Origin of the sequence: Umezawaea sp. Da 62-37, assembly GCF_032460545.1 — a bacterium.
Classification (GTDB): Bacteria; Actinomycetota; Actinomycetes; order Mycobacteriales; family Pseudonocardiaceae; genus Umezawaea.
This window is the reverse complement of record NZ_CP135965.1, coordinates 8,609,207-8,634,855: the sequence shown is the minus strand read 5'-3', so window position 1 is coordinate 8,634,855 and position 25,649 is coordinate 8,609,207. Positions and strand designations below refer to the sequence as shown.

Here is a 25,649-nt window from a genome sequence, read left to right as displayed (position 1 = left end):
GAACGCTAGACTTTTCACAGGCGCGACTGGACTGACCACCAGTACGTGTTTCCAAGCGTGGGGACAAAGCACAGGGAGAACTCCGTTGGGACAACGCGGACGAACACCACCTACGAGTAAGGGTTCCCCTCGAAGCCTGGGAATCGTGTGCGGGTACCTGTTCAAAACGATCCGCGAGTCGATACGGCTGACGCAGGCGGAACTCGCCGACGAACTCACAGTCGACGTGGCGACCGTCCAAGGTTGGGAAAGCGGACGACGATCGCTTACCGCGCTCCGCGCGGGCGACCTTGTCCGGCTCCGCATGAAGCTGACCCGTCTAGGTGCTCCCACCAGCGCGTTCGCCACCTTGAACGACGCAGTGGAGGTCGACCTCATCATCGCTGACGCGATTGGCGCCGGATCCGATCCAGGCTTGCCGGGGCACCACCCTCTCGCGACGAGCGTGCACAGGCGCAAACTCACCAACCTGATCACTTGGCCGTTCACCGGAATCACCCCACCGGGTATCACTCGAATGACCGAAAAACGTCAGACACGGCGCGGGCCGGTATCGAATCACCCTGTGCTGAACGCGGAAGAACAAACGAGGTTCTTCGACCACCTGCTGGCCGTCGCCGATACCAACCGGAACAGCGCCAACGCGTTGCTCCGGCGGCAGGCCATCTACTTGCTCGGTTTCGACCAGCGACAGGGCACTGCCGCATGGCTGATGGATGAGCAACGACGAGCCGTCCGCTCAGTCGGTCCATCCGATGACGTGCCTTCCTGGTTGGCTGTGCGCTCCTCCGCCGTGGCATTGGCCTCCACTGGCAACAGGGATCCTTTGACCGCGTTCGTATCGACAGGACTGGCGGACACCGCTCAAGAGATCGCCAACCTGAACTACTGGGCCTACTGGGTCGGGGAGACCACCGAAGTCCAGGTCGACGACGCCTTCATGACTTCCGACCACCGGATGACATGGTCGGGTGCCCACCTGTTCGAGCACTTGCTCTCGGGCTTGAGTTCCATGTCCAACCACGTGGAACTCAACATCCACACGCTCTGGTCGCTCCTACTGGCGCGACCGCGACTCCTCGAGTCCCACCCGGTACTCCGCACGTTGGCCCGCGCCAAGGTGGACGAGGTGATCGACGAAGATCTCACCGCTCGCAGTCGACAGGAGCTGGCTAACGTGGGGTACGCCATCCGACTCGCCGAACGGTAGGAAGGACCACCGACGTGACTGAAGAGTCCGCCGACCAAGGCGCGGCTGGAATGGCCGGGTTCGCGTTCGAGATGGGCATCCTCAAACGGATGCGGAGGGCTGGCTGGTGGCACGTCGGGGTGCGCGATCCCGAGTCGGTGGCGGAGCACAGCCTGCGGGTCGCGCAGTTGGCGTCGCTGATCGCCGCGCAGGAAGGCGCCGATCCGGCACGGGCGGCTTTCCTGGCGATCTGGCACGACTCGCAGGAGACCCGGACCGGGGACATCCCGCACACGGCACGGCCGTACGTCGGCAAGCCCGACGCCGAGGCGATCACGGCCGACCAGGTCGCGGGGATGCCGGAAGCCGCGGCGAAGACGGTGCGGGAGGCGGTCGCGGAGTACGAGGCGCAGTCCACGGCGGAGGCCCGGTGCGCGAAGGACGCTGACAAGTTGGAGTGCCTCGTGCAAGCCGTCGAGTACCGAGCGGCCGGGTACCGGGACGTGCGGGGGTGGATCGACTCCTCGCGGGACGGGCTGGGTACCGCCACCGCCAAGGCGATCGCCGACGCGGCGCTGACCACCTCACCCCTCGCGTGGCGAGGACGCTAGCCGGCCCTCTCAAGGGTGCGCCCTCATTCGGATCTCCGCCTTGAGTCGCCCGATCTGCGGACCGTCGAAAGGTCTCTAGGCTTGCCTTCGACCGGTTACGGGTCACGGCCCTCGACGACAGGGACTCCATGAAGCTTCTCGACCGGCGCATCAAGGAGATCGAGTAACGGAAGGGGCGCACCTTGCCTGCCCCAGAGCCTTCCGGCGCCCGATGGCGCAAGTCCAGTCGGACCGAAGGCGCGAACAACTGCGTGGAACCGGCGCGGGTTCCCGGTGTGGCCGCGGTGCGCGACTCGAAAAATCACACCGGACCCGTGCTCAGCTTCGCGGTGGAGGTGCTGAACCGGTTCCTCGCCGCCGTGAAGACCGGCTGACACCGCACAAGTACGACCCCCACCAGCCCGAACGGTCCGTTGCTACCGGACCGGCGGTATCCGGCGGCACACTTGTTGCCACGCTCTGGCCATAACGGGTGCCTGGCAACTACCGTGACCCCGTGTCCGAAACCATCGCAATGCACATGAGCGACGGCCTGCTGAACGCGCCGACCTCGCTGCTGTTCGTCGTGGTCGCGGTCGTCGGCGTGGGGATCGCGTTGGCGAAGGCGCGCGGGGATCTCGACGACCGGACGGCTCCGATGGCGGGGTTGGTGGCGGCGTTCGTGTTCGCCACCCAGATGCTGAACTTCCCGGTGCTGCCCGGTGTCAGCGGCCACCTGCTGGGCGGCGCGCTGGCCGCGATCCTGGTGGGGCCGTGGGTCGGCGCGCTGTGCGTGACGATCGTGCTGGTGCTGCAAGCGTTGCTGTTCGCCGACGGCGGGGTGACGGCGCTCGGTGCGAACGTCACGAACATGGCGCTGATCGGCACGGCGACCGGCTACCTGGTCGCGATGGCGCTGCGGGGCCTCGCCCGGCGGGGCAGGGGTGGGATCGCGGCGGTGGCGTTCGTGTCCGCGCTGGTCAACACGGTGGTCGCGTCCTGCGGGTTCGTGCTGGAGTACGCGATCGGCGGTCAGGGCGGGGTGTCCCTCGGCACGGTGGCGGCGGCGATCGTGGGTGTGCACGTGCTGATCGGCATCGGCGAGGGCCTGATCACGGCGGCGACGGTGACGGCCGTGTCGTCGATCCGGCCGGACCTGGTCTACCTGCTCCGCAAGACCCCGCAGAACCTGGAGTTGAGGGCATGAAGCGGTTCTTCATCGGGTTCGCGATCGTCTCGCTGGTGCTGGCGGGTGTCTTCTCGTACTTCGCGAACTCCAACCCGGACGGCCTCGACCACGTGACCGAGGCGCACGGCATCGCGGAGCACGCGAAGGACAGCCCCATGAGCGGGTCGCTGTTCGCGGACTACGCGGTGGGCGGCGACGACCGGTTCACCGGGGTCGCGGGCATCCTCGGCGTGGTCGTCACGCTCGCGCTGGCGGGCGGGCTGTTCTGGTTGCTGCGCAAGCGTTCCCCGCAAAAGCAGGAGTAGTGGGCGCAGGCCACGGGCACGGCGCGCTGCACCGGCCCGGCGACTCGCCGGTGCACCGGCTGCCCCCGCAGCTGAAGATCGTCGCGGCGTTCGCGGCGGTGCTGTGCGTGGTGGCGACGCCGCGCGAGGCGTTCTGGGCGTTCGGCGTGTACCTGCTCGCGATCATGGCCGTGTGGTGGGTCGCGCGGGTGCCGGTGGGCTGGTTCGCGGCCCGCGCGCTGATCGAGGTGCCGTTCGTGGTGCTGGCGGTGCTGCTGCCGCTGGTCGGGCACGGCAGGCGGGTCGACTTCCTGGGTGTGGCGGTGTCCGTCGAGGGCGCGCTGTCCGGGTGGAACATCCTGGCCAAGGGCACGATCGGTGTGCTGGTGTCGTTGACGCTCGCCGCGACCACGGCCCCGCACGACCTGCTGCTGGGAATGCAGCGGCTGCGCACGCCGTCGGTGCTGATCACCATCGCGACGCTGATGCTGCGCTACGCCGAGGTGATCGTCGGCGAGGCCCACCGGATGCGGATCGCGCGCATCTCCCGCGGCCACGACCCCCGGTTCCTGTGGCAGGTCGGCGCCACGGCGCGCGGCATCGGGAGCCTGTTCATCCGGTCCTACGAGCGCGGCGAACGGGTGCACCTGGCGATGGTGTCGCGCGGCTGGAGTGGCACGATGCCCGAGATGACCGGGACCAGCAGTCCGCAGCCTGCGCGGGTCGTCGAGTCGGAGGCAGCGCTGCTGGTCGAGCACCTGGCCTACGCCTACCCCGACGGCCACCAGGCCCTGTTCGGCGTCAACCTGCGCGTCCGCCCCGGCGAGCGGGTCGCGCTGCTCGGCCCGAACGGCGCGGGCAAGACCACCCTCGTCATGCACCTCAACGGCGTCATCACCGGCGGTTCCGGGCGCATCGAGGTGGCGGGGCTGCCGGTCGACAAGGCCAACCTCAAGGAGATCCGGCGTCGGGTCGGCGTGGTGTTCCAGGACCCCGACGACCAGCTGTTCATGCCCACCGCGCGCCAGGACGTGGCGTTCGGGCCCGCCAACTTCGGCCTGCGCGGCGTCGAACTGGACGCCCGCGTGCAGGCCGCGCTGGACGCCGTCGGCATGGGCGCCTTCGGCGACCGCTCACCCCTGCACCTGTCCGGCGGCCAGCGCCGCCGCGTCGCCCTCGCGACCGTCCTGGCCTGCGATCCGGAGATCCTGGTGCTCGACGAGCCGTCGGCGAACCTGGAACCGGTGGCCCGCCGTGAACTCGCCGAGGTCTTGCTGGGCCTGGACCGGACGATGCTGATGGTCACCCACGACCTGCCGTACGCCCTCCAGCTGTGCACGCGCAGCGTGGTGATCGACGACGGCGTGGTGGTAGCCGACGGCCCGACCCGCGAGATCCTGGCCGACACGGAACTGCTGGCGGCGCACCGGCTGGAGCTGCCGTACGGGTACCGACTGGACTAGTAGTGTGTGGTGGCTTGGTTCTGGTGTGACTGGCTGGCAGTACGCGACCGCCATCACCCGGTGCCAGGCCGGCAGGCGTGGCGTCCGGGTGGTTCGGTTCTACCCCGCGAGTCTGCGCACCACGTTGTGCACCGGTCTCCGAAGGGGATCCATAAACGCGGGCGGGTGGAAGCTCGGGAGTCCGCCCGACATTCGGACTTCCCATTCGCTGTGGTGGATCAAAACATGGTGGCGGCGGCAGAGCAGTACGAGATTGTCCATACCGGTGTTCCCGCCTTGGGACCATTCCCGGATGTGGTGTGCGTCAGCCCAGTTCGGCGGGCGGTCGCACATCGGAAAAGCGCATCCGCCGTCCCGCAGGTGCAACGCGCGGCGTAGGTGTGGGGTCAACCGGCGTGACATCCGGCCGATGTCCAACACCTCGCCGCGTTCGCCGAGGACGGCGGGGATGATTCCGGCGGTGCAGGCGATCCGGCGGGCTTCGCCGGCGCTGATCACACTGGTGTCGCCGAGGGTCGCGGTGCCGATGCCGGACATCAAAGTCCGGTAGTCGATGGTCACCGCGACGTGCGGGCGTTCTCCTGCTTCGATCGGCAGGTCCTGTGACCGTGACGCCAGGTCGAGCAGGTCGGCCAGCGCGTCGCCCTGGCGTTCGGGCAGGGTGCGGGTGTCGGGGCCGGCGGCGTCGGTGGCGTGCGGCTTGGCCAGCGGGCTGATCAACGCCCGCAGCAACTCGCCCTGCTCGGCACCCAACCGGCCACTGAACTCGACCCGCCCGTCGGTCTTCGTCCGCAGGTGCAGCAGGTTCACCGGCTGGACCGGGTCACGGTCGTCGGGCTCACGCCCGTCCTGGTCGATCCGGGCCCGGATACCGGCGGCCACCGCCCGCACCCCCGCGGGTTCGGCGGAGCGGGCCACGTCCACCAGGATCGGTTCGGCCTCGGCGGGCAACCCTGCCATCGCCCCGACCAGCATGTCCAGATGCGCCGACGACAACACACCCTCCGCGACAGCACCCGCGACCACGGGCAGCGGGGTGGCCACGACGGCACCGATCGGCGTGACGGACGGGAACACCGCCGACGCCTGGTTCACCCACCGCTTCGCCTCACCGGTATCGACCCGCACCACGTGCTTGACCAACTCCGCCAAACTCCGATACCCGGCCCGCGTCTCCAACCCGCGAGCCCGCGCCTCGGCCACTACCTCCAACATCGAGGAATGCGCCAACCGGGCCCGCTCGACCTCGGATCGCAGGGCGTCCATCAGCCCCGCGTCGTCGAGCAGCACCAACCTGGTCATATCCCAATAATATAATGAGACCGTCGGGAAAATCAGCCTGAATCCCATGACAGTCGGTTCTGTCGGGTGATTTCACGCAACGCGACCGGCAGAATGGTGACCACTCGCGAAACAACCGCATAATCACCCAGGTCCGGGCTCAAGAAGGAACAGCACGCATCCGGGCCACACCATCCGCCGTTGTCCTGCCGGACCCACGACGGAACCGACAGGACAACGGCGTCACGTCATATTTACCCCAGTAGTCAGACGCGACGCACTACTGATCTCGCGCCAGATGCCGGCGCAGGGTGTGGTGGTCGAACGCGTAGCCGTCCGGGCCGGGTCGCAGCAGGCCGTCGGCGACGAAGGTCGTGAGGTCAGCGGGCAGCACGCCCGCGCGGGTCACGGTCTTCACGGCCGCCCGGTGGCTCCACCAGCCGTGCAGGGAGATGGCGAACGCCGCCAGCCACACGCCCGCCGTCGCGGCCAGCATCAGGTGGTGGATGTACGGGGTGAACAGGCGTTTCGTCAGGACGAGCACGGCGAAGGCGGGGAGCAGTCCGACGGCCAGCGCGACCACGCCCGCGGTGACGCGGACGGCCAGGGTCCAGCGGGACGCGGTGGGGCGGACACGGGCGGCGGGCGCGCGGACCGGCAGCGCCAGGACGGCGACCGCCAGGCCCGCCGCGGTGCCGGGCAGCAGACCGAGCGCGATGCCTGCCGGGCCGCCGAACATCCCCACCGAGGCCCCTGTCACGAGTCCGGCGAGGACGCAGGTGAGCAGCGCCGCCACCGCCGCACGCCAGTCGAGGGCCCACCGGGCGGCCACGAAGTCGCCGAGGTCGAGCCGGGAGCGGCGGCGGTCGGTGGCGTTGCCCGCCGCGTACACCTGCGCGGCGGCCGACGCGGCGAGCACCCCGGCGCACAGCACGGCGAAACCGGGGCTGGTGGCCCACGCCGTGAACGCGACCAGTCCGACGGCGGCGACCAGCGCCAGCACCCCGTAGACCCACGGCGCGACCACCCGGACGGGCCACAGCCCGGCCTGCCGCACCCACGCCAGGCTCAACGCCTCGACGGTGAAGACGTCCCGGTCGCCGCGGTCCATCAGCCGGGCCAGACCGCGCAACGACTCCGCCCGCGCGGGCAGCCGCACCGCCCACAGGTGGTCGAGGCCGCCGGACACCACCCGGTCCACCTCGTCGTCGTCGACCTCCGCGCCCCGGTAGCCCTCGGCGGCCAGCGTCAACGCCAACGGGGTGTCCAGCGCCGCCACCAGGTCCTCGCGCCGCAGGCACGCCGCCCGCAGCGACTCCAGCCCGTCCGCCGCCAGGAAGGCGTCGACGGTCGTCGCGCCCAACGGCGGGACGCGCACCGCCCGCCCGAACTTCCGCAGCTCGACCTCGTCGGACGGCCGGGCGCACACGACGATCGCGGTGGTGAGCCGGGGCTTCAGCAGGGACAGCACCTCGACGCAGCGGCGGCGGTCGTCGGCGTGCCGGATCTCGTCGAGCCCGTCCAGCAGCAGCACGAGCCCGCAGGGAGTCGCGCGCAGCCACTCCCCCACCTTGTGCGGGGGCACCTGGTGCTGCCTGCCGATCTCGACCGCCAGCCACTCGACGGCGGTGTCCACGGCGTGGTCGACCTGCTCGAGCTTGGCCACGCTGAGCCGCTGCGCCCGTTCGAGCGCCTCGGTGTCCCAGTCGTCGGCGGGCACGACGTCCTGCTTGCTCGCCCACCGCAGGGAGCTGAGCCGGTGCGGTTCGACGCGCCAGCTGCCCGTGGACAGCGGCAGCACGATCGGCACGGGCCCCTCGTCGTCGTCGAGCAGGTCCGCGGCGAGGCGGTGCAGCAGGGTCGTCCGGCCGGATCCGGGGTCGCCCAGCAGCACCAGGCCGCGTTCGGCGCGGACCAGCTCGGCGAGGTCGACGTCCGGTGCGGTGCCCATCCCGTCCGGCGTCCCGCGCAGGGCCGCCCGTGCCGTCCGACGCAGGTCGTCCAGGTGGCGATCGGTCACACCCGAGAATCGCACACGGGCCGCGCGGCGGTGGCCGCTACCGGGAGACGCGCTCTCACCTATGATCCGACCTGCGATGACTCTCACCGATCGGCTTCCGGCCACCCCCGACCCAGACCTGCTCTTCGACACGTTCGCCTCCTGGGCGGCGGAACGGGGGCTCCAGCTCTACCCGGCGCAGCAGGAGGCGCTGATCGAGCTGGTCTCCGGCTCGAACGTCATCCTGAGCACCCCCACGGGGTCCGGGAAGAGCCTGGTGGCGATCGGGGCGCACTTCGCGGCCATGGCGGAGGGCAAGAGGACCTTCTACACCGCGCCGATCAAGGCGCTGGTGTCGGAGAAGTTCTTCGCGCTGTGCGACACCTTCGGCCCGGCGAACGTCGGCATGCTGACCGGTGACGCGAGCGTCAACGACACCGCGCCGATCATCTGCTGCACCGCCGAGATCCTGGCGAACATCGCCCTGCGCGACGGCGCGGAGGCCGAGGTCGGCCAGGTCGTCATGGACGAGTTCCACTTCTACTCCGAGCCCGAGCGCGGCTGGGCGTGGCAGGTGCCGCTGATCGAGATGCCGAAGGCGCAGTTCCTGCTGATGTCGGCGACGCTCGGCGACGTCTCGTTCTTCGAGAAGGACCTGGCCCGGCGCACCGGTCGGTCCACGACGGTCGTGCGGTCGGCCGACCGGCCGGTGCCGCTGAACTTCCAGTACGTGACGACGCCGCTGCACGAGACGATCGAGGAACTGCTGCACGGCAGAGAAGCGCCGATCTACGTCGTGCACTTCACCCAGGCCTCGGCGCTGGAACGCGCGCAGGCGCTGATGAGCGTGAACGTGTGCACGCGCGCCGAGAAGGACGCCATCGCGGCGATGATCGGCGGGTTCCGGTTCACCTCCGGCTTCGGCAAGACGCTGTCGCGGATCGTGCGGCACGGCATCGGCGTGCACCACGCGGGCATGCTGCCCAAGTACCGCAGGCTGGTCGAGCAGCTGGCGCAGGCCGGCCTGCTGAAGGTCATCTGCGGCACGGACACCCTGGGCGTCGGCATCAACGTGCCCATCCGCACGGTGCTGTTCACCGCGCTGAGCAAGTACGACGGCACGCGCACCCGCGTGCTCAAGGCGCGCGAGTTCCACCAGATCGCGGGCCGGGCCGGTCGCGCGGGCTACGACACGGTGGGGACCGTGGTCGTGCAGGCGCCCGACCACGAGGTGGAGAACGCGAAGCGGGTCGCGAAGGCGGGCGACGACCTCAAGAAGCTCAAGCGCGTCGTGCGCACGAAGCCCCCGGAGGGTTTCGTGTCGTGGAGCGACAAGACGTTCGAACGGCTGGTCGCGGCGGAGCCCGAGCAGCTGACCTCGACGTTCTCGGTCAGCCACGCCATGATCCTCAACGTGATCAACCGCCCCGGCGACGCCTTCGCCGGGATGCGCCACCTGCTCGAGGACAACCACGAGTCGCGCAAGGCGCAGCTCAAGCACATCCTGCGGGCGATCTCGATCTTCCGCGGGCTGCTCCAGTCCGGCGTGGTCGAGAAGCTGGCCGAGCCGGACGCCGAGGGCCGCCGCTACCGGCTCACCGTCGACCTCCAGGACAACTTCGCGCTGAACCAGGCGCTGTCGCCGTTCGCGCTGGCCGCCATCGAGCTGCTCGGCCGCGAGGAGCCGAGCTACCCGCTGGACGCGCTGTCCATCATCGAGTCCACTCTGGACGACCCGCGCCAGATCCTCTCCGCCCAGCAGTTCAAGGCGCGCGGCGAGGCCGTGGCGGCGATGAAGGCCGACGGCATCGAGTACGACCAGCGGATGGAGCTGCTAGACCAGGTCACGTACCCGAAGCCGTTGGAAGAGCTGCTGGAAGGCGCTTTCACGACGTACCGCAACGGCCACCCGTGGGTCGCCGACCACCACCTGTCGCCGAAGTCCGTGGTCCGCGACATGTACGAGCGGGCGATGACGTTCACCGAGTACGTCAGCTTCTACCAGCTGGCGCGGTCGGAGGGGATCGTGCTGCGGTACCTGGCCGACGCCTACAAGGCGCTGCGCCACACCGTGCCGGAGGACGCGAAGACCGAGGAGCTCAACGACCTCATCGAATGGCTGGGCGAACTCGTCCGCCAGGTCGACTCCAGCCTGCTGGAGGAGTGGGAGAAGCTGCGCAACCCGCTCGACGAGGCCGCGAAGAAGATCGAGATCGACGAGCGGCCGCCCGCCGTCACCCGCAACATGCGGGCGTTCCGCGTGCTGGTGCGCAACGCGCTGTTCCGCCGGGTCGAGCTGGCCGCGCGCCGCGACTACCACGAACTCGGTGTCCTGGACGGCGAATCGGGCTGGAACGCGGAGGCGTGGGAGGACGCGATCGAGCCGTACTTCGAGGCGTTCGACGCCATCGGGATCGACTCCGACGCGCGCGGTCCGGCATTGCTGATCATCACGGAGGAACCGGGACGCTGGGACGTGCGTCAGATCTTCGACGACCCCGCCGGAGACCACGACTGGGGCATCTCGGCCGAAGTCGACCTCGAGGAGTCCGACGAGACCGGGACCGCGGCCATCAGGGTCACCGAAGTCGGTGCCTTGTAAGGAATCCCGGCGCCCGGTGGTGGTCGTCGCGCAACCGTCGCCAGTGCCGTGAGGAGCTACGCAGGTGGGCCAGTCGCACGATCGGTTCGGCGTGCTCGGACCGCTGGTGGTCCACCGCGGCGACACCGAGGTCCCGATCACGGCGGCCAAGCAGCGGGTGGTGCTGGCGGCGCTGCTGCTGAACGCGGGCCGCTCGGTGTCGACGGCGGAGCTGATCCGCTGCGTCTGGGGTGACGACCCGCCTGCGCGGGCGGCGCAGACGCTGCCGGTGTACGTGATGCGGCTGCGCCGGGTGCTCGGCGAGCCGCGGCTGATCGACACGACGCCGACCGGCTACCGGATCACCGTCGAGGACGGCGCCCTTGACCTGCAACGCTTCCGGTCGCTCGCGGCCGAGGGCGCGGCGCTGGCCGCCAACGGCAGGCCGGACGAGGCGCGGGCGGCCTGCGAGCGGGCGCTGGCGTGCTGGCGCGGGCCGGTGCTGGCCGACGTCGACGCGGACTGGCTGCCGACCGCGGACCTGGTCGAGGAGCGGCGGCGGGTGGACCGGGCGGCGCTGCGACCCGCCGTCGAGTGGTCGCCGGTGTCGCAACTCCCCGCGCCGGTGGGGAACTTCGTCGGCCGCACCGAGGAGTTGGCGCGGGTCTCGGCGCTGCTGCCGGGTTCCGGCGCGACGACGTCGCCGACGGTCGTGGTCAGCGGACCGCCCGGTGTCGGCAAGACGGCGGTGGCGATCTCGGTCGGCCACGCCCTGCGCGCGCGGTTCCCCGACGGCCAGCTGCACGTCGACCTGCGCGGCCACTCCTCGGCCCCGACGCTGTCGACAACCGCCGTGCTGGCCCGGTTCCTGCGGGCCACCGGTGTGCGCGGCGACCGGATCCCGCTCGACGAGCCGTCGCTGGCAACCGCTTACCAGGCTCAGCTGCGAGGACGCCGGGTGCTGGTGATCCTGGACAACGCGATGTCGGCCGAGCAGGTGCTGCCGCTGCTACCCGGCGATCCGGCGTGCTCGGTGCTGATCACCAGCCGCCGCGAGCTGGACCTGCCCGGCTCCACGGCGGTGCGGCTGGACGTGCTGCCGCCCGCGGACGCCCAGCGGCTGCTGCGGTCGGCGCTGAGCGCGGACGCGCGGGACGAGGTCGTGGCCGAACTGGCCCGGCTGTGCGGTTACCTGCCGCTGGCGCTGCGCATCTCGCTCGGCAACCTCGTCGGCGCGCCGCGCGGGGACGTCGAGCGCTACGTGTCGGAACTGCGGGAGGGCGACCGGCTGACGGCGCTCGCCGTGGAGAACGACGACTCGGCGGCGGTGCGGCGGGCGTTCGACCTGTCCTACACGACGTTGCGCGCGGCCACCGCGGAGCTGTTCCGGCTGCTGGGGCTGGTGCCCGGCCCGGACGTGAGCGCGCACGGCGCGGCGGCCCTGCTGGACACCGACCCGGAGACGGCCGAGGCCCTGCTCGGGGAACTGGTGACCGCGAACCTGGTGCAGCGCCTGGAGGGCGACCGGTTCGGGATGCCGGACCTGCTGCGCGAGTACGCGGCCGAACGGGCCCGCAGGCACGAGCGGGACGGCGGCAAGGCGGCCGTGCGGCGGCTGCTGAACTGGTACCTGCGGACCTCCCACGAGGTCGCCCACCTGCTGTTCCCGGAACTGGACGTGCCCAGGCCCGCCCCGCCGCGCCTGCTCGCCGACGAGACGGCCGCGAAGGTGTGGCTGGACACCGAGCGGCCGAACCTGTTCGCCGCGGCGGAGCGCTGCGCCGTGACCGGACCCACGTCGATGGCGTGGCAGCTGGTCAACGGGATGGGCGGGTACCTCGGCACGCACGGCCACCACGTGGAGTTCCTGGGCGTCATCGACGCCGCGCTGGACGCGGCCCGCCGGGAGGGCGACCGGGCGGCGGAGACGCGGATCCTGGTGTGGATGGCCGCGGAGCACCGCAACCTCGGCAACCCGCGGCTGGCGATGAGCCACATCACGGCCGCGGGTGAGCCGCCCGGCTCGGAGGTGTGGCTGCTGGCCGCGTGGCGCGGGATCCTGGCGCTGGACCTGAACGACCTCCCGCTGGCGACGGCGGCGTTCGGGCGGCTGCTGGAACTCAGCGACGAGGCGTGGGCCGTGCCCTACATGCGCGCCTCCGCGCTCACCGGGCTCGGCGCGGTCGACCTCATGACGGGGGACGTCGACCGCGCGATCGAGCGCCTGACCGAGGGCGTCGAGGTGGCGGGCAGGTCCGCGGGCATCAACGTCAAGGCGTCCTGCACGAGCGTGCTGGCCCGCTGCCACCTCGCCCTCGGCGAGCACGCGAAGGCGGTCGAGCTGCTGCGGCTCACCTCGGCGCAGTGGGACGTGACGGGTTCCCGGCACCTCCAGGCCGAGACGCAGGCCTACCTCGCCATGGCGCTGAGCCGGTCGGGTGAGCACGGGGAGGCGGCCGAGGTCGTGGGTCGCGCGCTGGCGACGGTCCGGGAGGAGGGCGCCACCTACCGGATCGAGTGCGAGGTGCGGAACGCGTCCGGATTGGTGCTGTGCGGTGTGGGCGAATACGCCCGATCGGTGCAGGAGTACCGCTTGGCGCTGGAGTCGGCTACGGCGGGCGAGTACCGGTACGGGGCCGTTCGAGCGCTTCTCGGCACGGCGGAGGCACATCTGTGCGCGAACGAATACGCACAGGCACTAGACCACTCCAGGATGGCACTGGCCATGGCCGTGCAGTCGGGTTTCGGATTATTCGAGGTCCAAGCGCGTGAAATGGTTGCCGGATTGCTGGTGACCCAGCTCACTGACACGTAGAAATGGTTGGTGAAAGGGCTTGCCGCCGCCATTCCTGCGGCCGGTGACCTGGGCGAACTCCCGCCAATTGAGACCTGGTTGACCGCTTCGACCAGCTATAGCAATATCCAGGGGTACACGACTGCGTTATGGGGGTGACGATGAACGCCGACTTTGGTGCGCTGGGCGACCATCTCGCCCGGATAGCCGCGAATCCGCCCGGCACAACGGGTGAACTGGTGGCCGCCCTGGAGGGTTTGGCGAAGTTGTCGAACCAGTGGTCCGAGGTGCTCGAATCACTCCAGGACCCCACGCGCCGACTGGTCGGCCCGGCCGCCGCGTCATCGGTGATCGTCGCCGCGCGCCGCGCCGAGGAGTCCTTCGTCGAACTGGAGATCACGCTCGGGGACGCGCTCGCCGCGCACCCGCGGGTTTCGGACCACAGGTCCCGGCGCATCGCCGGTTGAAGGTCGATCGAACCGATCACCGCGCACCCGCGTTATGCCGTGTGCCGGTGGCACCCTTGCTAGCGGCCCCTCGACGGGCGACGATGACCCACTGGTGGTCTAATCCCGTCGCCGTGGAGATCGGCCGTTCACAGCATTGGACACGATCCGACATGACCGCAGGTCTGCCCTGCCCCCTCTGCGAGGGGCCCGAGCGCCGAGGCGCTCTCGAACGGACGTTGCGCGTGCTCGCGGTGGACGACGAACCCCCCGCGCTGGAGGACCTCGTGTACCTCCTGCGCTCGGACCCGCGGATCGCGCACGTCGAAGGCGTGACGGACGCGACCACCGCGCTGCGCGGCCTGCACCGGGCCATGGACGCCGGTCAGCCCGTCGACGCGGTGTTCCTGGACATCCGGATGCCGGGCCTGGACGGCCTCGACCTGGCGCGCGTGCTGTCCAGGTTCGCCCAGCCGCCGCCCATCGTGTTCGTCACCGCGCACCAGGAGCCCGCCGTCGAGGCGTTCGAGCTGAAGGCGCTCGACTACCTGCTCAAGCCGGTGCGCGCGGAGCGGCTGGCCGAGTCGGTGCACCGGATCGTGCACGAGGTGCTGGACGTCAAGTCCACCGCCGCCGAGACGCCCGCGCAGCCGCAGGCGCCGCAGACCCCCGAGGTCGGCGAGGAGGTCATCCCGGTCGAGCTGGGCGGGATCACCCGGTTCATCCGGCTGGCCGACATCCGCTACGTCGAGGCGCACGGCGACTACGCGCGCCTGCACACCGCGACGGGCAGTGGTCTGGTCAGGGCCGCCCTGAACGGCCTGGAGGAGCGCTGGCGGTCGGCCGGGTTCGTCCGGATCCACCGCAGCCACCTGGTGTCGCTGAGCCACGTCGAGGAGCTGCGGCTGGAGGAGGGGCACCTGAGCGTCAACATCGGCGGCGCGGTGCTGCCGGTCAGCCGCCGCCACGCCCGGCACCTGCGCCAGCTGCTGGTGCGCCGGGCGCGGCCGGTCGTGCAGCACCAGGTCCCCGACGAGAACGTGCGGAACCGGCAGGCCACGTGACGCCCGAGCAGCCGCCGCCGACGCAGCGCGTGGTGGTGACGAGCCCGCGGACCGGCGCGCCCCGCCCCCGGCGGCCGTACCCGACGTCGCGGGAGATCAACGAGCAGAGCCAGCTCGGCGCGCTGTACATGCGGTCGCTGATCCGCACCCAGCGCACGCTCGGCCTGCTCGTGGTCGGCTTGGTCGCGGGCGGGCTCGCGACGCTGCCGCTGGTGTTCAAGTTCGCGCCGTCGGTGTCGCGGATCCAGGTGCTCGGCATCGGGCTGCCGTGGGTGCTGCTCGGGGTCGTGGTGTTCCCGGTGTTCGTGCTGGCCGGGTGGTTCTACGTGCGGCAGGCCGAGCGGAGCGAACTCGCGTTCGCCGAGCTGGTCGAGCGGTCGTGAACAGCACCTACGGTGTCGTCGCCGTGGTGGTGGTCGCGCTCGGCACCATGCTCATCGGCGCCTACGGCCTGCGGATCTCGCGCACCACGTCGGACTTCTACGTCGCCTCGCGCACGGTGTCGCCGTGGTGGAACGCCTCCGCGATCGGCGGCGAGTACCTGTCAGCGGCCTCGTTCGTGGGCATCGCCGGGCTGATCTTCGCGCACGGCCCGGACATGCTGTGGTTCCCGGTCGGCTACACCGCGGGCTACCTCGTGCTGCTGACGCTGGTCGCGGCCCCGCTGCGCCGGTCGGGGGCGTACACGCTGCCGGACTTCGCCGAGGCGCGGTTCGGGTCCCCGGTGGTGCGCCGGGTGGCCAGCGGGCTGGCGATCTCCATCGCGTGGCTGTACCTGCTGCCGCAGTTCAAGGGCGCGGGCCTGACCCTGCACACGGTCACCGGCGCGCCGGACTGGCTGGGCGGGCTGATCGTCGCGGTCGTGGTCACGGTGAACGTGGTGTCCGGCGGGATGCGCAGCATCACGTTCGTGCAGGCGTTCCAGTACTGGCTCAAGCTGACCGCCATCGCGGTGCCGGTGGTGTTCCTGCTGCTGGCGTGGCGGGCGCACGGCGGGGAACGGCTCAACGGGCCGGAGTTCCCGGTGTTCCGGCAGCAGACGACGGTCGACTTCGACACCTCCACGCGGATCCACGCCGAGCACGCGGCGAACTTCTCCGGCCACGGCCTGCTCGACGGGGTGCGGGTGGACGGCGACCAGCTGTGGATCAGCGTCGGCGAGCACACCATCGCGGCGGGCAGCTCGTTCGTGTTCCCGGCGGGCTCCACCGTGCCGCACCTGGAGTCGTTGCCGCACACCACGAACGCGGACTGGGCGCTGCCGATGTCGGAGGGCGGGGAGTTCCCGCTCTACGCGGTGTACTCGCTGATCCTCGCCACGTTCCTGGGCACGATGGGGCTGCCGCACGTGATCGTGCGGTTCTACACGAACCCGAACGGCAGGGCCGCGCGGCGCACGACGCTGATCGTGCTGGGGCTGCTGGGGATCTTCTACCTGATGCCGCCGCTCTACGGCGTGCTCGGCAGGCTCTACACGCCCGAGCTGCTGCTGACCGGCGACACCGACGCCGTGGTGCTGGTGCTGCCGAGCCGGATGGTCGGGGGCGTCGGCGGGCAGCTGCTCGGCGCGCTGGTCGCCGGGGGCGCGTTCGCGGCGTTCCTGTCCACCTCGTCCGGGCTGATGGTGTCGCTCGCGGGCGTGCTCAGCCAGGACGTGCTCAAGATGCGCGGCGTGCGCGGCTTCCGGATCTCCGCGGGGCTCGCCGCGATCGTGCCGCTGGCGATGACCGTGCTGGTGGGCGGCATCCCGGTGGCCGACATGGTGGGGCTCGCGTTCGCCGTGGCCGCGTCGTCGCTGTGCCCGTTGCTGCTGCTGGGGATCTGGAGCACCAGGATGACCACCACCGGCGCGGTCGCCGGGATGCTCGCGGGCGGGGTGCCCGCCCTGGTCGCGGGGGTGATCACCATAAGCGCCAAGACCGCGGACCAGTGGTACCACGTGTTCCTGTCCCGACCGGCGGCGTGGACCGTGCCGCTGGGGTTCGTGGTGATGTACGCGGTGTCGCTGATGACGCCGGGCAAGGTGCCCGCGAACGTCAACCGGGTCATGGTCAGACTGCACGCGCCCGAGAACCTCGGGCTGGAGACGAACGAGGAACCGCCCGTGAACGACATCCGCCGGAGAACCGAGACGTGACCGGACTGCTGACCGTGGGAGCGATACTCCTGGTCGGGGCGGCGATCGTGTTCGTGCTGTGGCGCGGGTCGGGTCCCCGGCAGGACTTCCTCACCGAGGCGCAGCGGATCACGTTCGAGACGCTGCACACCGCGTGGTCGGCCGCTCCCCCGCTGCGCGCCGGACTCGTGCCGGAAGCCGCGAAGAAGTCCGCCCGGCACCTGCGCACCCTGCTCGACACCCCCGCGCTGGCGTTGACCGACGAGGCCGAGGTGGTCGCGTGGGAGGGCGTCGGCGAACACCACTCCGCCGACGCGATGCGGCTCGCCCAGGAGGTCTTCAGCACCGGCCGCACCCGCGCGTTCGACATCGGCTGCACGCTCCCCGACTGCCCGGTGCAGATCGCCGTCGTCGCCCCGCTCACCGTCGAGGGCCACGTCGTCGGCGTCCTCGCCGCGTACAGCCGCGAAGCGTCGGCGGGGCTCGTGCGCGCGACGAACGAGGTGGCGCGGTGGGCGTCGGGCCAGTTGGAGCTGGCCGAGCTGGACCGCTCGCGCACCCGGCTCGTCGAGGCGGAGGTCCGCGCGCTGCGGGCCCAGATCTCCCCGCACTTCATCTACAACTCGCTCAGCGCCATCGCGTCGTACGTGCGCACGAATCCCGAACGCGCCCGCACGCTGCTGCTGGACTTCGCCGACTTCACCCGCTACTCGTTCCGGCGGCACGGCGACTTCACCACGTTGGCCGAGGAGCTGAAGTCCATCGACCAGTACCTCGCCCTGGAACGCGCCCGCTTCGGCGAACGCCTGACCGTCACGCTCCAGATCGCGCCCGAGGTGCTGTCGGTGACGGTCCCGTTCCTGTGCCTGCAACCGCTGGTCGAGAACGCCGTCCGGCACGGCATGGAGGGCAAGGTGGAGCCGGGGCACATCCAGATCCTGGCCGCCGACGCCGGGGCCGAAGCGCACATCACCATCGAGGACGACGGCATCGGCATGGACCCCGAAGCCCTGCGCAGGACGCTGGCTGGGCAGGTCGACGAGACCGCGGGGATAGGGCTGGGCAACATAGACGAACGGCTGCGCCGCTTCTACGGCGACGACTACGGCCTCGTCGTCGAGACCGCGCAGGGCCTGGGCACCAAGATCAGCGTCCGCTTCCCGAAGTACCAGCACGGCCTGCACCCGTAGCTTCCGCATTCGGTGTCCCGTATCGGGGTTTTCGATGCGGGGCGCGTGCCTGAGCGTTCGACACGGGGTGTCTGGGGGTTCGACTCGCGGGTGGGTCAGGCGGCGGCGTAGGGGGTGTTGAGGGTGAGGAGTTGGATGCCGGCGGGGCTGAGGTGGGCGGGGACCCAGTGGCCGGGTGGGGCGGCGACGGCGGGTTCGACGAGGCCCGCGTGGACGAGCACGCGGGCGGCGGGCTGGTCGCAGCAGGGGAGCTGGTCGACGCGGAAGTCGGGTTCGCTGCTGAACGTCAGCTCGACGCGGCCGGCGGCGGTGGCGCGGAGCAGGGCGAGCGCGCGGTGCGAAAGGGTCGCGCCGGGGTCGACGGCGGTCATGGGAACCTCCTGGGGGCTTACCCGGATGAACGTGGTGGAGCCCGGTCCGGTTCAGCCCGCCGGTTCCACCACGTCCATCGGACGGTCAGCCCCCGGCCTTCGTTCCCCTGCGCTCGGCGGCTTCCAGGACGGCATGGATCCACTCGTTCTCATCCGAACCGGCGCCGGGGGCCACCGAGCCCTGCCGGTCCACCGCGGCGCGGCGCAGGCGCAGCCAGAGGCCCGCGTCGGTCCACTCCTGGAACCGGCGGTGCACGGTCGGGACCGTGACGCCGAACGACGACGGCAGGTGGCGCCAGGCGCACCCGCTGGTCAGGACGAACACGATCGCGGTGAAGATCGCGCGGTCGGACACGCGGCTGCGGCCGCCGCCCTGCCGCCGGATCTTGGCGGGCGGGATGAGCGGTTCGACCATGGCCCACAGCGACGCGGGGACGAGCCGCGCGGCGAGCAGTTCGGTCACGTCGCCGCGGGCGGCGGCGGGCTGACCGGGTTCGGGGTTCTGGCGCAGCCACGGCTCGGGCCGGGGCGCCTGCGTGCGCTGGCGCGTGCGCAGCAGCGTGGACAGGGCGGCTTCCTCGGCCGGGGTGCGGCGTCGAGGCGGCGGATAGCCGTACTGCTGCTGCTGGGCGGTGCGGGTGATCTCGGCACTGACCGTCCGGCTGAACGGCGTGGCGGCGCCGCGGACGCCAGGCGGCACCTGGCGTGCCAACCGGGGGTCTGTGTTCCGTGCGAAGTGGGACTCGGACATCTGGACCTCCGCCGAGGTAGTAGCGATGTGATCACCGTAGGAAGTGGCTTGATTACCCGATAGATGCTTCAGGGGCCCTTAAGGCTGAACGGCCCTGCCTAGCGTCACGCGGTGTAGGGGTATGAGTTCAGCGGGCGATGATCTGCGACGAACGGATGAACGGTCATTTCGCCACCACCCCTACCACCCCTGGCTGCTTCGGGGTACTCGGAGAACGGCCTCGTGAACGGTTAAGGTCGGGGGGTGACCCGCACGCCGAGATTGCTCGCCACCAGCGACCTGCACGTCACGTACCAGGAGAACCGGGACTTCGTCGCGGCCATCCAGCCGCCGTCGGCCGACGACTGGCTCATCGTCGCAGGTGACGTGGGTGAGAAGTTCCAGGACATCGAATGGGCGCTCGGACTGCTGCGGCAGCGGTTCGCCAACGTGATCTGGTCGCCGGGCAACCACGAGCTGTGGACGACGAAGGACGACGCGGTGCAGACCCGCGGCGAGGTGCGCTACAAGCAGCTCGTCGAGATGTGCCGGAGCATCGGCGTCCTGACGCCGGAGGACCCGTACCCGGTGTTCGAGGGCTCGGGCGGCCCCGTGGTGGTCGCTCCGCTGTTCACGCTCTACGACTACACGTTCCGCCCCGAAGGCACGCACGACCAGGTGTCGGCGCTGGCGAAGGCGCACGAGGTCGGCGTGGTCTGCACGGACGAGTACTTCCTGTTCCCGGACCCGTACCCCAGCCGCGAGGCGTGGTGCGACGCCAGGATCGTCGAGACCGAGCGCAGGCTGTCCGAGGTCGACCCGGCGCTCAGGACCGTGCTGATCAACCACTACCCGCTGGTGCGCGACCCCACGCGGGTGCTGCGCTACCCGGAGTTCGCGCTGTGGTGCGGCACCGAGCGCACCGCCGACTGGCACACCAGGTTCAACTGCGTGGAGATGGTCTACGGCCACCTGCACATCCCGCGCACCACCAGGCACGACGGCATCCGCTTCGACGAGGTGTCGCTCGGCTACCCGCGCGAGTGGAAGCCGAGGGGCCTGACGGGCGCGCTGCTCCACGACGTGCTGCGCGAAGGGGACGTCCGATGATCGCCGACCTGCTGCCGAGCCCGATCGCGGCCGTGGACCGCTTCGACGACCCCGAGGGCGTCGAGCTGTTCCCCGAGGAGCTGGCGCTGCTGGAGAAGTCCGTCGAGAAGCGCCGCAAGGAGTTCACCACCGGCCGGTTCTGCGCCAGGACCGCGCTGGGGCAGCTCGGCTTCCCGCCCGTCCCGGTGCTGCCCGGCCCGAAGCGCGAGCCCGTGTGGCCCGACGGCGTCGTCGGCAGCATCACGCACTGCACCGGCTACCGCGCGGCCGCCGTGGCCCGCGTCGGCGACTTCCGCTCCATCGGCATCGACGCCGAACCGAACGCCCCCACGCCGAAGGGCGTCCTGGAGGCCATCGCCGTCCCGACCGAACTGGCCAGGATGGACGGTCTGCGTGCCGCGGGCGACAAGGTCTCGTGGGACCGCTTGCTGTTCAGCGCCAAGGAGTCCGTCTACAAGGCGTGGTTCCCGCTGACCAGGTTGTGGCTCGGGTTCGAGGACGCCGACGTCACGATCGACCCGGACGCGGGCACGTTCAGCGCGCGGATCCTCGTCGAAGCCCCGATGGTGGACGGCGAGCCCCTCACCGGGTTCACCGGACGCTGGCTGGCCAGGGACGGGTTTGTGATCACCTCGATCGCGGTACCCGCCTGACCGTCTCCTGGTGCACTGTGTCCGGGTGCCGCGAACCTGAGGAGCCGACATGGGTGACGACGTAGACCGCCACGAGTTCACCCGCGAGGACCGCACCCGGTACCGGACGAAGGTCCGGCGCTGCCTGGACGTGTTCGCCCGGATGCTGCGCGAGTCCCGGTTCGAGTTCGAACGGCCCATGACCGGGCTGGAGATCGAGCTGAACCTGGTGGACGAGCAGGGCGACCCGGCGATGCGGAACGCGGAGGCCCTGGAGGCCATCGCCGATCCGGACTTCGTGACCGAACTCGGCCAGTGGAACCTGGAGATCAACGTCGCGCCCCGGCAACTGGCCGACGACGGGTTCCGCGCGTTCGAGGAGACGGTGCGCACGAGCCTGAACGAGGCCGAGCACAAGGCGAGCCAGGTCGGCGCGCACATGACGATGATCGGGATCCTGCCGACGCTGCGCGCCGAGCACATGGCGATGGACGCGCTGTCGGTGAACCCGCGCTACGCGCTGCTCAACGAGCAGGTGCTGGCGGCGCGCGGCGAGGACCTCCAGATCTCGATCGACGGCATCGAGCGGCTGAACATGACCGCGGACTCGATCGTGCCCGAGGCCGCCTGCACGAGCACGCAACTGCACCTCCAGGTGAGCCCGGACCAGTTCGCGGACTACTGGAACGCGGCGCAGACCATCGCGGGCGTGCAGGTGGCCGTCGGCGCGAACTCGCCGTTCCTGCTGGGCAAGGAGCTGTGGCGGGAGACGCGGATCGCGCTGTTCCAGCAGTCGACGGACACCCGCGGCGACGAGCTCAAGGAGCAGGGCGTCCGGCCGAGGGTGTGGTTCGGCGAGCGGTGGATCACGTCGATCTTCGACCTGTTCGAGGAGAACGTGCGGTACTTCCCCGCGCTGCTGCCCATCGTCGACCCCGAGGACCCGTTGCAGGTGATCGACCGCGGGGACACGCCCGCACTGTCGGAGCTGCGGCTGCACAACGGCACCGTGTACCGGTGGAACCGGCCCGTGTACGACGTGGTGAAGGACAAGCCCCACCTGCGGGTGGAGAACCGCACCCTGCCCGCCGGGCCCACCGTGATCGACACGATGGCGAACGCGGCGTTCTACTACGGGCTGGTCCGGGTGCTGGCGGAGAGCGAACGTCCGCTGTGGTCGCAGATGTCGTTCAGCGCGGCGGAGGAGAACTTCCTCACCGGGGCCAAGAACGGCATCGACGCCCAGGTGTACTGGCCGGGCCTGGGCACCGTCCCGGTCGTGGAGCTGGTGCTGCGCCGCCTGCTGCCGATGGCCTACGACGGCCTCGACCGGTGGGGCGTCGACCCCGCCGACCGCGACCGGCTGCTCGGCGTGATCGAGCAGCGGTGCCTGACCGGGGTGAACGGGGCGACCTGGCAGTCGCGCGCGTTCCACCGGCACTACGACAACACCAGCCTCGACCGCGTCGAAGCGCTGCGCCTGATGCTGCGGACCTACCGCGACCTCATGCACACCAACGAACCCGTCCACTCCTGGCCCATCACCTGACCCGACGCGGGAGGCCCGCCCGACCGGGGCGGGCCTCCCCGAGCGTCAGCCGGTCTTGACGTCCGCGGGCCGGGTTCCGGTGGGCAGTGCGCCATCCGCGTCCACCGATGCGGACCTATGCGTCGAACGCCCCGACGAGGTCGGCCGCCGAGTCGCCCCTGTTCCACGCCGAGACCAGTTCGGACAGCAGCACCGGCCACGGCACGGCGGCCATCACGCGGCGGTGCACCAGCAGCACGAGCCTGCCGGACCGATCCGCGCCCGCGTCCAGCCACAGCACCCGGAACAGCGCGGAATCCGCCCGGTTCGCCACGGCGTCGACCTCGGCGGCCGCGCGATCGGCCAGTGCCCGCCCGGTCAGGCCGTGGACGGGAACCCGTCGCACGTCGCACACCGCCCCGCTCCCGCGGAGTTCCTGGTGGCGGTCGAACACGTCGCGAACGGCGGCCGTCAGCCGCCGTTCACCCAGACCCGCACGCACCTGCACTGTCATGGACTCGAACACCGGGTACACCCTTGGACGGAGAGCTGGTTAGGCGATCCTAACTCACGGCTGGGGCGCGTCCACGAAGTGGACCTGGTACCCGAGCGCCCCGAACATCCCCTCCAGCATCTTGCGGGTGTTCTCGGCCGCCTTGTCCGACAGCCCGGACTCCTTGGCCGCGTCGCCGATCTTCTGCTCGGCCGCGACGTAGAACTGCTGCTGGTCCGACGTCTGCACCACACTGGCCAACCGGTCGAACAACCCGCGCTCCTGCGCGAACACGTAGCTGTGCTCGTGGTCCAGGTTGGGCTTGTCCATCTGCGGCTTGGGAAGCGCCACGTCGACCGTCTTGCGCTCCTCCGACACCGTCATCGCGCCGTCGGCGAGCCCGCCGAAGTCGACGTAGGCGTTGACGGACCCGTTCGCCACGAACAGCGTCCGCTGCCCCGCCAGGACGTCCGGCACGTACTGCACGTCCTTCTCGATGTCGATCACGACCTGGTAGTCGCCCGAGGCGGCGTGGTACTGGCTCAGGTCGCGCAGCGACTTCAGCAGCGCGGGCTGGCTGCGGTCGACCGTCTCCGTGCCGAACAGGCTCAACTTGGGCACCAGGCCCACCAGTTGCAACGCGGCCGCCGCGACGACCACCAGGCACAGCGCCACGATGCCGCGCCACACCCACGGAGAACGGGCCGGGGACCGCTGAGGAGTCGTCATACCTGGTGGGTACCCAGATCACAGCCGATTAGCCTGGGCCAAACGGCGGCACCGACCGGCGGCGGGAGCGGCCCTCGGCTAGTAGTTGTCGCCTCCGAAGAAGATCTCCTCGATCTGATCGGCCGTCCCCGCCAGCAACGACAGCGGCTCCACGAACTCGTGGATGTCCAGCGTCTCCAGCGGCAGCGAGTGCCGGAGCACCACGTGGTCCCCCATGATCGCCGCGCCGGACGCGATCGACGAGTTGCCGACCTCCGCCAGCAGGGCGTGCAGGTCGCAGTTCGCCGCGATCCCCACCGGTGACGCGATCTGCACCCACTCGTGCTTGGCGTCCAGCACCTCGCGCACCAGGATCACGACCTGGGTCCGCTCGTCCTCCTCGTCGAGGTGCTCGAAGCTGAACAGGATCCGGATCTCGTCGCCCTGCTCGGAGATCACGTCGTACTGGTCGCGGACGTACGCCGCGAGGTCTCCCCACGTTGCCATTCGACCAGTTTAGGGCTGTTCGCCGCGACGATGGCCCACAAACCCGCCGCCAGTACCGCGATCACCTCGGAGATCACCAGAACGCGCTCCACGTACCCGATCGGGAACACCCGCCACCACGCCGCGCCACCGGAGGCGTGGACCAGGAGGGCGTAGAGCAGCGGGGTGAACGCGGCCACCGACAGCAGGCCGAAGCCGAAGGTCCAGCGGGCGTGGCCGCCCCACCTCCGGTGCCGCAACCACGGGCGCGCCAAGGAAAGCACGGCGATCGGGAGGCTCACGAAGGCCAGGAGGCTGGCCGCGCGGTGGATGCCGCCACCGGCCGAGGAGGGCATGGACCAGTCCTGCTTGGGGAAGACGACCACGAGCGCCAAACCCAGTGACCACAAGGACAACGCGACTGCGCCGGTCGAGCGCCAGCGGGTGATCCCCTGCCGCACCAGCACCGCGAGGATCGCGAACGAGCCCGCCGCCAGCAACGAGACGGCCACCTCGAAGATCCAGCTCCCCGGCCCGAGGCCGTACTGGCTGATCGTGCGGCGCAGACCGGCGGTGGACACCAGCGCGCCCTTGAGGTCCAGCGCCCCGATCATGGCGATGGTGGTCAGCACCGCCGTGGTGCCACCGAGGGCCACCAGGCGGACGGCCGGACTGGGGCGGGTCACCGGTGCTGTCGTCACGTCCGGCAAAACGCCCGGATCGGGCGAGGGGTTCCGGGGTTCAGGAAACCAACAGGAAAGTCCTCACCGACGCCTGGCCAGCCGGACCACGACGACGGCCCCCACCGCCAGCACGCCGGCGAGCCACGGGAGGGACGCGCCGACGGCCAAGGAGCCCGCGGCGAGCGCGCAGGCACCGGCGGCGACGACGGGCAGGCGGGGATCGGAGTGGTCATCGCCAACCATGTGCCACGTCCCTCGTTCGCCGATGACCTTGGTTGTCACCGTATCGCACCTCACTTGCGATAGAGACCATGTTGGGCCGTGCGGGGAGCCACACCCCCACATGTAGTATCCGACGTGCTGAAGGTTCACCCCCGGTTCGCCGGAGGGTGAGGCAAGAGGGAATCCGGTGCGAATCCGGAGCTGCCCCGCAGCGGTGAGCGGGAACGACCGCCGTCAACGAAGCACTGGACGCGAGTCCGGGAAGCGACGGCCAGTAGGTCCGCCGGCGAGAGCCGGAGTGCCCGCGAGTCCGAAGACCTGCCATCAGCGTGCACGCGGCCTGCGTGCACCACCCGGTGCCCCGAGGGAGGGCGCGCGCGGACGGTCGACGGCCTTCGGTGCCGTGCTGCCTCGCGTCGCTCCCCCTCGGATCCCAGGGTGTCCACCGAGCTCGCGAGGAGAGAGCCGTGACGTCGCACTCCAGCCCGGACGGCTGACCT

At 70.6% G+C, this 25,649-nt stretch carries 24 protein-coding genes, 2 pseudogenes and 1 riboswitch; of the genes and pseudogenes, 17 read left to right on the top strand and 9 right to left on the bottom strand.

Going from position 1 to position 25,649, the window contains the following annotated elements:
• The first annotated feature begins 145 nt into the window (after positions 1-145).
• The 7 genes and pseudogenes from RM788_RS39285 (at position 146) to RM788_RS39255 (ending at position 4,715) form a co-directional block, all read left to right on the top strand.
• Entirely contained in the window at positions 146-1,210 is a 1,065-nt protein-coding gene (locus RM788_RS39285; protein WP_315924754.1) for a helix-turn-helix domain-containing protein, read from the top strand.
• A 50-nt stretch (positions 1,211-1,260) separates the two neighbouring features.
• A complete protein-coding gene (locus tag RM788_RS39280) occupies positions 1,261-1,800 on the top strand; it encodes an HD domain-containing protein (RefSeq protein ID WP_315934872.1) in 540 nt (179 codons plus the stop codon).
• 182 nt (positions 1,801-1,982) lie between these two features.
• Positions 1,983-2,174: a DUF397 domain-containing protein gene (locus tag RM788_RS39275; RefSeq protein ID WP_315924752.1), complete on the top strand. Its 192-nt coding sequence runs from the start codon at positions 1,983-1,985 to the stop codon at positions 2,172-2,174.
• 122 nt (positions 2,175-2,296) lie between these two features.
• Positions 2,297-2,986, top strand: a complete 690-nt coding sequence (locus RM788_RS39270; RefSeq protein WP_315924750.1) for an energy-coupling factor ABC transporter permease — start codon at positions 2,297-2,299, stop codon at positions 2,984-2,986.
• Positions 2,983-3,273 (top strand): PDGLE domain-containing protein, encoded by a 291-nt coding sequence (locus tag RM788_RS39265; protein WP_315924748.1) that lies wholly within the window; start codon positions 2,983-2,985, stop codon positions 3,271-3,273. Before RM788_RS39270 ends, RM788_RS39265 begins: the two co-directional genes overlap by 4 nt.
• Positions 3,273-3,920, top strand: a pseudogene (gene cbiQ, locus RM788_RS39260) (cobalt ECF transporter T component CbiQ); the annotation flags it as partial. The gene RM788_RS39265 and the pseudogene cbiQ, both read left to right, overlap by 1 nt.
• A gap of 21 nt (positions 3,921-3,941) precedes the next feature.
• Positions 3,942-4,715 carry an energy-coupling factor ABC transporter ATP-binding protein gene (locus RM788_RS39255; RefSeq protein WP_315934871.1) on the top strand — a complete coding sequence of 258 codons (774 nt, stop codon included), beginning with the start codon at positions 3,942-3,944 and terminating at the stop codon, positions 4,713-4,715.
• Positions 4,716-4,814: 99 nt separating this feature from the next.
• Here RM788_RS39255 and RM788_RS39250 read toward each other — a convergent pair whose 3' ends face one another.
• Positions 4,815-6,065 (bottom strand): HNH endonuclease signature motif containing protein, encoded by a 1,251-nt coding sequence (locus RM788_RS39250; protein ID WP_315924746.1) that lies wholly within the window; start codon positions 6,063-6,065, stop codon positions 4,815-4,817.
• 211 nt (positions 6,066-6,276) lie between these two features.
• Positions 6,277-8,016, bottom strand: a complete 1,740-nt coding sequence (locus RM788_RS39245) for an NACHT domain-containing protein (RefSeq protein WP_315924744.1) — start codon at positions 8,014-8,016, stop codon at positions 6,277-6,279.
• 76 nt (positions 8,017-8,092) lie between these two features.
• Between RM788_RS39245 and RM788_RS39240 the strand changes: the two genes are divergently transcribed.
• The 7 genes from RM788_RS39240 to RM788_RS39210 all read left to right on the top strand — a co-directional run bounded on the left by RM788_RS39240 (position 8,093) and on the right by RM788_RS39210 (position 18,186).
• Positions 8,093-10,597 (top strand): DEAD/DEAH box helicase, encoded by a 2,505-nt coding sequence (locus RM788_RS39240; protein ID WP_315924742.1) that lies wholly within the window; start codon positions 8,093-8,095, stop codon positions 10,595-10,597.
• Positions 10,598-10,661: 64 nt separating this feature from the next.
• Entirely contained in the window at positions 10,662-13,391 is a 2,730-nt protein-coding gene (locus RM788_RS39235) for an ATP-binding protein (protein ID WP_315924741.1), read from the top strand.
• 140 nt (positions 13,392-13,531) lie between these two features.
• Positions 13,532-13,837 (top strand): hypothetical protein, encoded by a 306-nt coding sequence (locus tag RM788_RS39230; RefSeq protein WP_315924740.1) that lies wholly within the window; start codon positions 13,532-13,534, stop codon positions 13,835-13,837.
• A gap of 152 nt (positions 13,838-13,989) precedes the next feature.
• Positions 13,990-14,880 (top strand): LytR/AlgR family response regulator transcription factor, encoded by an 891-nt coding sequence (locus RM788_RS39225; protein WP_315924739.1) that lies wholly within the window; start codon positions 13,990-13,992, stop codon positions 14,878-14,880.
• Positions 14,877-15,263, top strand: a complete 387-nt coding sequence (locus tag RM788_RS39220) for a DUF485 domain-containing protein (protein ID WP_315924738.1) — start codon at positions 14,877-14,879, stop codon at positions 15,261-15,263. The genes RM788_RS39225 and RM788_RS39220 overlap by 4 nt, the downstream gene beginning before the upstream one ends.
• Complete coding sequence (locus RM788_RS39215) at positions 15,260-17,017, top strand: sodium/solute symporter (protein WP_315924736.1); 1,758 nt, start codon at positions 15,260-15,262, stop codon at positions 17,015-17,017. Before RM788_RS39220 ends, RM788_RS39215 begins: the two co-directional genes overlap by 4 nt.
• Positions 17,014-18,186: a histidine kinase gene (locus RM788_RS39210; RefSeq protein WP_315924734.1), complete on the top strand. Its 1,173-nt coding sequence runs from the start codon at positions 17,014-17,016 to the stop codon at positions 18,184-18,186. Before RM788_RS39215 ends, RM788_RS39210 begins: the two co-directional genes overlap by 4 nt.
• Positions 18,187-18,281: 95 nt before the next feature.
• On the opposite strand, the gene RM788_RS39205 is transcribed toward RM788_RS39210, so the two are convergent.
• Complete coding sequence (locus RM788_RS39205) at positions 18,282-18,557, bottom strand: hypothetical protein (protein ID WP_315924732.1); 276 nt, start codon at positions 18,555-18,557, stop codon at positions 18,282-18,284.
• Between the two features lie 91 nt (positions 18,558-18,648).
• Positions 18,649-19,020, bottom strand: a pseudogene (locus RM788_RS39200) (transposase); the annotation flags it as partial.
• A gap of 531 nt (positions 19,021-19,551) precedes the next feature.
• Here RM788_RS39200 and RM788_RS39195 point away from each other — a divergent pair.
• The 3 genes from RM788_RS39195 to RM788_RS39185 are packed head-to-tail and all read left to right on the top strand — an operon-like array spanning position 19,552 to position 22,578.
• Positions 19,552-20,397: a metallophosphoesterase family protein gene (locus RM788_RS39195; RefSeq protein ID WP_315924730.1), complete on the top strand. Its 846-nt coding sequence runs from the start codon at positions 19,552-19,554 to the stop codon at positions 20,395-20,397.
• On the top strand, positions 20,394-21,050 hold the full coding sequence (locus tag RM788_RS39190; protein WP_315924728.1) for a 4'-phosphopantetheinyl transferase family protein: 657 nt from the start codon (positions 20,394-20,396) through the stop codon (positions 21,048-21,050). Before RM788_RS39195 ends, RM788_RS39190 begins: the two co-directional genes overlap by 4 nt.
• Positions 21,051-21,099: 49 nt before the next feature.
• Complete coding sequence (locus RM788_RS39185) at positions 21,100-22,578, top strand: glutamate-cysteine ligase family protein (RefSeq protein WP_315924726.1); 1,479 nt, start codon at positions 21,100-21,102, stop codon at positions 22,576-22,578.
• 115 nt (positions 22,579-22,693) lie between these two features.
• Here the strand turns inward: RM788_RS39185 and RM788_RS39180 are convergent, their stop codons facing one another.
• The 5 genes from RM788_RS39180 to RM788_RS39160 all read right to left on the bottom strand — a co-directional run bounded on the left by RM788_RS39180 (position 22,694) and on the right by RM788_RS39160 (position 25,209).
• The gene (locus RM788_RS39180) at positions 22,694-23,071 is read right to left on the bottom strand and encodes a condensation domain-containing protein (protein ID WP_315924724.1); all 378 of its coding nucleotides are present in this window, start codon (positions 23,069-23,071) and stop codon (positions 22,694-22,696) included.
• 54 nt (positions 23,072-23,125) lie between these two features.
• Entirely contained in the window at positions 23,126-23,779 is a 654-nt protein-coding gene (locus RM788_RS39175; RefSeq protein WP_315924722.1) for a DUF4230 domain-containing protein, read from the bottom strand.
• Positions 23,780-23,857: 78 nt separating this feature from the next.
• The gene (locus RM788_RS39170) at positions 23,858-24,265 is read right to left on the bottom strand and encodes a type III secretion system chaperone family protein (RefSeq protein WP_315924720.1); all 408 of its coding nucleotides are present in this window, start codon (positions 24,263-24,265) and stop codon (positions 23,858-23,860) included.
• Entirely contained in the window at positions 24,214-24,945 is a 732-nt protein-coding gene (locus tag RM788_RS39165) for a DUF998 domain-containing protein (protein WP_315924718.1), read from the bottom strand. Before RM788_RS39165 ends, RM788_RS39170 begins: the two co-directional genes overlap by 52 nt.
• Before the next feature lie 63 nt (positions 24,946-25,008).
• Positions 25,009-25,209 carry a hypothetical protein gene (locus RM788_RS39160; RefSeq protein WP_315924716.1) on the bottom strand — a complete coding sequence of 67 codons (201 nt, stop codon included), beginning with the start codon at positions 25,207-25,209 and terminating at the stop codon, positions 25,009-25,011.
• A 65-nt stretch (positions 25,210-25,274) separates the two neighbouring features.
• Positions 25,275-25,490, top strand: a riboswitch (cobalamin riboswitch).
• The last annotated feature ends 159 nt before the right edge of the window (positions 25,491-25,649 follow it).

What these genes read in the sequence shown, in the direction of transcription:
- RM788_RS39280 (WP_315934872.1), top strand. Translation starts at nt 1,261, where the DNA reads ATGGCCGGGTTCGCGTTCGAGATGGGCATCCTCAAACGGATGCGGAGG.
- RM788_RS39265 (WP_315924748.1), top strand. Translation starts at nt 2,983, where the DNA reads ATGAAGCGGTTCTTCATCGGGTTCGCGATCGTCTCGCTGGTGCTGGCG.
- RM788_RS39255 (WP_315934871.1), top strand. Translation starts at nt 3,942, where the DNA reads ATGACCGGGACCAGCAGTCCGCAGCCTGCGCGGGTCGTCGAGTCGGAG.
- RM788_RS39250 (WP_315924746.1), bottom strand. Translation starts at nt 6,065, where the DNA reads ATGGGATTCAGGCTGATTTTCCCGACGGTCTCATTATATTATTGGGAT.
- RM788_RS39240 (WP_315924742.1), top strand. Translation starts at nt 8,093, where the DNA reads ATGACTCTCACCGATCGGCTTCCGGCCACCCCCGACCCAGACCTGCTC.
- RM788_RS39230 (WP_315924740.1), top strand. Translation starts at nt 13,532, where the DNA reads ATGAACGCCGACTTTGGTGCGCTGGGCGACCATCTCGCCCGGATAGCC.
- RM788_RS39225 (WP_315924739.1), top strand. Translation starts at nt 13,990, where the DNA reads ATGACCGCAGGTCTGCCCTGCCCCCTCTGCGAGGGGCCCGAGCGCCGA.
- RM788_RS39205 (WP_315924732.1), bottom strand. Translation starts at nt 18,557, where the DNA reads ATGACCGCCGTCGACCCCGGCGCGACCCTTTCGCACCGCGCGCTCGCC.
- RM788_RS39190 (WP_315924728.1), top strand. Translation starts at nt 20,394, where the DNA reads ATGATCGCCGACCTGCTGCCGAGCCCGATCGCGGCCGTGGACCGCTTC.
- RM788_RS39185 (WP_315924726.1), top strand. Translation starts at nt 21,100, where the DNA reads ATGGGTGACGACGTAGACCGCCACGAGTTCACCCGCGAGGACCGCACC.
- RM788_RS39180 (WP_315924724.1), bottom strand. Translation starts at nt 23,071, where the DNA reads ATGACAGTGCAGGTGCGTGCGGGTCTGGGTGAACGGCGGCTGACGGCC.
- RM788_RS39175 (WP_315924722.1), bottom strand. Translation starts at nt 23,779, where the DNA reads ATGACGACTCCTCAGCGGTCCCCGGCCCGTTCTCCGTGGGTGTGGCGC.
- RM788_RS39170 (WP_315924720.1), bottom strand. Translation starts at nt 24,265, where the DNA reads ATGGCAACGTGGGGAGACCTCGCGGCGTACGTCCGCGACCAGTACGAC.